5 protein-coding genes and 1 pseudogene are annotated in these 5,361 nt (G+C 35.0%); 1 reads left to right on the forward strand and 5 read right to left on the reverse strand.

What is annotated here, in order from left to right; all coding sequences use genetic code 11:
• Positions 1 to 104: 104 nt before the first annotated feature.
• Genes GBN19_RS14345 through GBN19_RS14365 form a run of 5 tightly spaced genes read right to left on the reverse strand, consistent with a single transcriptional unit; the run spans position 105 to position 5,234 of the window.
• On the reverse strand, positions 105 to 983 hold the full coding sequence (locus tag GBN19_RS14345) for an SIR2 family protein (RefSeq protein ID WP_228271294.1): 879 nt from the start codon (positions 981 to 983) through the stop codon (positions 105 to 107).
• Between the two features lie 21 nt (positions 984 to 1,004).
• Positions 1,005 to 1,919 carry a GIY-YIG nuclease family protein gene (locus tag GBN19_RS14350; RefSeq protein ID WP_151778589.1) on the reverse strand — a complete coding sequence of 305 codons (915 nt, stop codon included), beginning with the start codon at positions 1,917 to 1,919 and terminating at the stop codon, positions 1,005 to 1,007.
• Between the two features lie 4 nt (positions 1,920 to 1,923).
• A complete protein-coding gene (locus GBN19_RS14355; RefSeq protein WP_004663637.1) occupies positions 1,924 to 2,211 on the reverse strand; it encodes a hypothetical protein in 288 nt (95 codons plus the stop codon).
• 3 nt (positions 2,212 to 2,214) lie between these two features.
• Positions 2,215 to 4,146 carry a DEAD/DEAH box helicase gene (locus GBN19_RS14360; RefSeq protein WP_151778590.1) on the reverse strand — a complete coding sequence of 644 codons (1,932 nt, stop codon included), beginning with the start codon at positions 4,144 to 4,146 and terminating at the stop codon, positions 2,215 to 2,217.
• An 11-nt stretch (positions 4,147 to 4,157) separates the two neighbouring features.
• Entirely contained in the window at positions 4,158 to 5,234 is a 1,077-nt protein-coding gene (locus tag GBN19_RS14365; protein WP_375707874.1) for a type IIL restriction-modification enzyme MmeI, read from the reverse strand.
• Between the two features lie 41 nt (positions 5,235 to 5,275).
• Between GBN19_RS14365 and GBN19_RS15985 the strand changes: the two are divergent.
• Positions 5,276 to 5,361, forward strand: a pseudogene (locus tag GBN19_RS15985) (IS5/IS1182 family transposase); the annotation flags it as partial.

A 5,361-nucleotide genomic window follows, 5' to 3' on the forward strand; every position in this document is an offset into this window, starting at 1 on the left:
GAGATTCATGCACGTGTAGCAGTCCTCAACAGATTTACGGAATTAGGTCGACCACTTACCCAAGTTACGCCTTAAATTTGGCTCAATTAGGGGCGCTTTGCATTTCAAATCTTTGTGCAACAAAGCCCTCCAAATGGCAAACCAATACGCCGAATATCTTTATTTACTTGTATCCAATCTAGTGATCCGTGAAGTTTTGTATATCGCACAACTCCTTCAAGGTAACGAGGTTCTCCACGGATACCAGGAGGATTATAGTGTATGTCTAAATCTAAACGAGATGACCTAAAAATAGGCATTAAATTACCTAAAAATCTGTCAAGTAAGTGAATACCTGCTAATTCTGAACCAGCTTCGATAAGTCGATCATAGTTCGTGGTAAAAATATTTAATCTATCCCGTACGCCAGTACGACTAGCAAAGCTCATTAGAAATGTAACTAAGATATTGAAAGCATTTTCTCTTTTTTCAGAATTTGCCGTGGCAATACCATTTTCACTAACCAATATTGAATTAGCAAAGCCTTGCATTGCTATTTCTAATTCTTTTTTAAGGGCACTGGCTTTATCATGATTCAAAATTTCTAGCCCACGAAGCAATTCATTTGCTACACGTAATTGATCTTCTAAATTACCTTCTTTACGTCCAGTTGCTTCTGATGATTTTTTCGCAGCCAGAGTTACTTGATCATTAAAATCGTCAAGTGAAAAAGCCTCCATACCAGTAGCAGCTTTTTCTGCTGCTAACCAATGAACAGCGTGTGTTAAACCAGAGCCTGCTAATAAAGATAGATGTTCCGATTGAAAAAGAGCAGTCAGCCATGGTTCAATTCTAGACCGTAATTCCTTGTGAGAAAAAGTATCGCTAGCATTTAACCACGAACACTCCATATCATCACAAAGAACAAACTTCTTAGAATCTATAGAATTTTGTTGAAATTTTATAGGTGAATGATCATCCCTAACTTTAATAATATTAATCACTTATCCCCCGCGAATAACTATTTAATTTAATTCAATATTTTTCGTAAACTTGTTGTATTGATAACTCATGATCTGCCCATTTACTAATAACTCAACGGCTTGCTGAATTACTTCTAAAGGTGCAATAAACCACTCTTTAGGTTGATGATTTTTACCATCTTTATCTGCCACTAATATATCAAGGCAAGATTCACCAAAAAAGGCATGTAGGTAATATTCAAATTTTTGAGGATTAATATTGAAAGCTTGATACTCAGCAATGACTTCAACATCAGCCATCAAATAAGTAGGCTCTTTTTTTGCATTCGCAATACGTTTTTCAACAGTTGTCGTGGCGAAACCAATTTTGTAAAGATGATCGTATGATTGGATACGTGGATCTGTACTTTTAGATTTTAAAATATAAATATAGCCTGTCGATGTATCATCATCAGAGATACCGCCAAAATTAGTGTAGAAATTGGAATTTGCTTGCTCATTGGTTTCTGAAACAATACGTCCATCTTTATATAATGCTTTAGCTAATGAACGGTACAGCATAGTTGATTCAGTACCATTCTCAAAGATAGTGCGTGTTCTACCATCTTTCCTAGTTCGGACATTATTTACTGTCTTGTCTTCCCTAGTAAATGTAAAGTCTGCTAAATAAATTAATAGACCATTTAATACATAGTAACTGCCTTTTTCGAGCTGATAACTTTTATCATGAAATGGTAATAGCTTACGCTTACCTTCACGAAGCTCTCTGTGAACACCTTTAAATAGGTGCTCAAATTGATCAAAATCCTTACAACGTTTACGTTTAGCAACTTCATCTGCTGCTGCACGTTGGACAGGCACATGCTTGATTTTAAAGATGTCCCCATCTTTACCATCATCAAGTAATCCTAGATCATCATCGTTAAAAATATCTTCAAGTGATTTAATATCTGACATATCTTTAATCCTGATGTTGTGGCAGCAAATTATGTTCATCATAATCTGCTAAAGCCATGTATTGCTCTGGATTGGTTTGAATTGCTTCTAAACGGCTCGCAAGCATAAACTCAGAAATGTTTTTCATATCCTTAGCAGGTACACGCCCATGCTGTGTCACAAAATTATTAATTTCATTAAATTTTGAGACCAATTGTTCATCAGCCGTTAGACCAGACGTCTTTTTCTTTACGTTTAAAAGACCTAAGTCATCATCAGCAATCATATCTTGAAGCCAGCTTAAATCTTCCATGTTTTACACTCCAGCTCGTCTACGTTGCTCACGAATATAGATTAGGCATTCGGCTAAACGTTTTTCAATTAAGTTATTTGATTCTAGACTAGGCTCACGACCAAACTGAACTTTAAAAGCTTTTAACTTAGGCCATAACTCAATAGCTTCTTCTTGAGTCATGGTAATTTTAGTTGCTTCGATTGCCTCCTTAATCAATTTTAGTACATTGACTGTGACTTCTTTTGATAGGATTTCAAACGCTTTTTGGAATGGATTCACAGATTGAATTAAATCAATATTCAGGTCTTCGATATTGATAAATTTATCCGCCATACGAATAAATTTTTTATCACCAACTTCTTTGACTTCTGCTGTGCTAATCACTGAGTCAACGACTAAATATTGACTCACTTCTTCAAGTTCAGCTTTCGTTAAGTCAGGGTATTTGGTTTGGATGATCTTAGGGATAAGGACTTTATTCACCACTTCAGGCTCAACCTTACCTGCTGAACCTGCAATCACTTTAGCATCTTGAAGAATCGCTGCTTTTAGGTCCACAAGATCATTTTCAATAATCGCCTTTGTTTTTGCCGTGCTTGGTTCTTTAAAACCTTTAATCGTGAGTGTTCCTGGCGGAACAATATCTTCATCATCACGTTTAGTTTTAAACTTGAAGTTTGGTGCAAGTATTTGTTCCATTAATAAAGATGCAGTGATGGCTTTCAGCATATTGTTTACTGCAAATTTTACCTCAGTGTCTTGTGCATCAGGTTGAGCAATAAGATTGGTAAATTGCGCATGTGATTTGTTCGAGCTATCTCGTGTACAACGTCCCACAATCTGCACAATTTCAGTCAAAGAGCCACGATAACCAATCGTTAAAGCATGTTCACAGAATTGCCAGTCAAAGCCTTCCTTCGCCATGCCTAGGGCGATGATGAGATCAAGATCATCTACGGTTTTAATGTTACGTAGATATTCAACAACTTTATCACGACCATCTTCTTCAACGAGGTCCGCTACTTTTAAAATCTTACCATCTGCACGTTTGACGGTGATAATTCCAGTATCAGGATCTTTAGCGACAAATTCACCAATGATTTCGAGGATCGCATCCACCTCATCATATTTATCTTTGGTTGATTCACCTGAATTTACGTTTGGAATATGAATGATGGTTTTTTTATCGGTATCTAGTACTTCTGCAATTGCAATAACGCCTTCATCATCTTTTGCAAAGTAACGTCCTTTATAGAAGTGATAGCCAATACCTAAAGACTTTAAATAGGTATAGCCATTAAGTTGTTCGTAATAGTTAAACGAAACTTTATCAAATTTTGCTTCGTCTTCTGGCGTAAGTACAGGAACACTATCGCCACGGAAGTATGAACCCGTCATCGCAACAATATGAGCGGTGGTATTGTCCATTAAAGCTTTAAGAACATTACCTAGAATATTATCAGCATCTGCTGAAACATGATGGAATTCATCAATTGCCACTAATGTATTATCAAATACATGATCTTCTAACTCTTCAAAAGCAAATCTTAGTGTTGCATGTGTACATACTAAAATTTGATCTGTACCTTCCATAAAACGTTTAAAGGCTTTTACTTTGCTTTTATCGCCACCAGCAGTACATAAATTATTTTCAGGTTTGATGTCCCAATCTGCAAAAAAGCCACTTTCACTCAGCTTAGTGCTAGCAAATGAACCGCCAATTGAGCGTTCAGGTACAGCTACAATAACTTTGCTCAACCCTTGGTTGTGTATCTTGTCTAAACCTAAAAACATTAATGCACGAGACTTACCTGATGCAGGAGGAGCTTTTAAGAGTAAATACTGGCTATCACGAGATTGAAAGGCACGAGCTTGCATAGCTCGCATCCCCATATTATTGATTGAGGTGCTTTCCCCAGTTTGTTGATAATTTACTTCAACTATATTTTTCATCCCATTCCCCTCTAAGAAGTTAATTTTTCATATAGAACAAAAAGATATTCAAGACGATCTTCATCAGAACTAAAAGGTTTATTTGTATAACAACTTTCTACCACGGTATCTAAGCTCTTATGAGCTAATCTTAGACTGGAAGGCATTTTTTCAGGATCATATAATTCTGCCAAACTTTTGTTAGAATATTTTTCTCGTTCATTTAGAATATTCATAACATTCAAAGTTAACTCTTCTTTCTTCTTATCTGACAATAATGGAAAAGGATAAGCGTTATAGCAAAGAGAATTAGAATACACTATGTCGGTTTTCATACCACCTGCGACTGCTTTAACCCAAAGCATATGCATTCTGGACGAAAGAATACCAAATATATAAGGCTCTGAATCATATATAACTTGTAGTGTCTGCAATGCAATAGAGTCATTTCCAACAAAAGCAACAGGCAAATAATCCCTTCTTTCACTAGCCACTTTTGGCAAGATTATCATCGAATTTAAAGGTTCATGTATATAACGAAATCTATAAGGAATATTTATTAGAGAGTTTGCTACTTGTCCACCATTCTTTCTAAAATGATATACTTTTTCAAATCTCTCCTTAAAAGGTGAAATAGCATTAGCTTCAAGATAATCTTTTTCAGCAACCCAAATACACCATCTATTTTGATTATTTAGAAGATTACTCCCACCGTACAACTTTTTTATAAATTTTTTGGCATTTGGATATTTTTCAATAATTTCAATCTTTTCTAGATCACTCAACTCTAGGTAGCCGTTATCAATAGCTTGATTACCATAAACTAAAGGAGGAACCTTACCCAAAGGAGCTCTTCGTTTATGAATTATCAAATTTGTATTTTCCGTTAAATATGGAGAGATATTTACAACATTTTTCTTAACTAAATCTTTATAAATATATTTTCTTTTATTAGTATAATCATTTCTTAATCCAATAATAACTACAGCAACTACCGCATTATTTTTTGCATTATTTTGCCACTTAAATACTTGATGACAAAATCCAATGCAAATATTAATATTAAATATGTGAGGCCAAAATAAAGAAACTTGCTCACCTTGAGTTATTAGACCTCTTGCGAAAGTAAAAAATTGTTTATACTAGTCCCATGAAATATGAAAATTTAACTAGATTTAATGATGGGGAATTTAAACGACTTGTTGGAATTCCTCGTCCATTATTCTTAAAAATGGT

The sequence above is a fragment of the Acinetobacter brisouii genome (assembly GCF_008993995.1).
Classification (GTDB): domain Bacteria; phylum Pseudomonadota; class Gammaproteobacteria; order Pseudomonadales; family Moraxellaceae; genus Acinetobacter; species Acinetobacter brisouii_A.

Excerpts from the sequence above, each read along its gene's own strand:
- GBN19_RS14350 (WP_151778589.1), bottom strand. The coding sequence starts at position 1,919 with ATGTCAGATATTAAATCACTTGAAGATATTTTTAACGATGATGATCTA.
- GBN19_RS14355 (WP_004663637.1), bottom strand. The coding sequence starts at position 2,211 with ATGGAAGATTTAAGCTGGCTTCAAGATATGATTGCTGATGATGACTTA.
- GBN19_RS14360 (WP_151778590.1), bottom strand. The coding sequence starts at position 4,146 with ATGAAAAATATAGTTGAAGTAAATTATCAACAAACTGGGGAAAGCACC.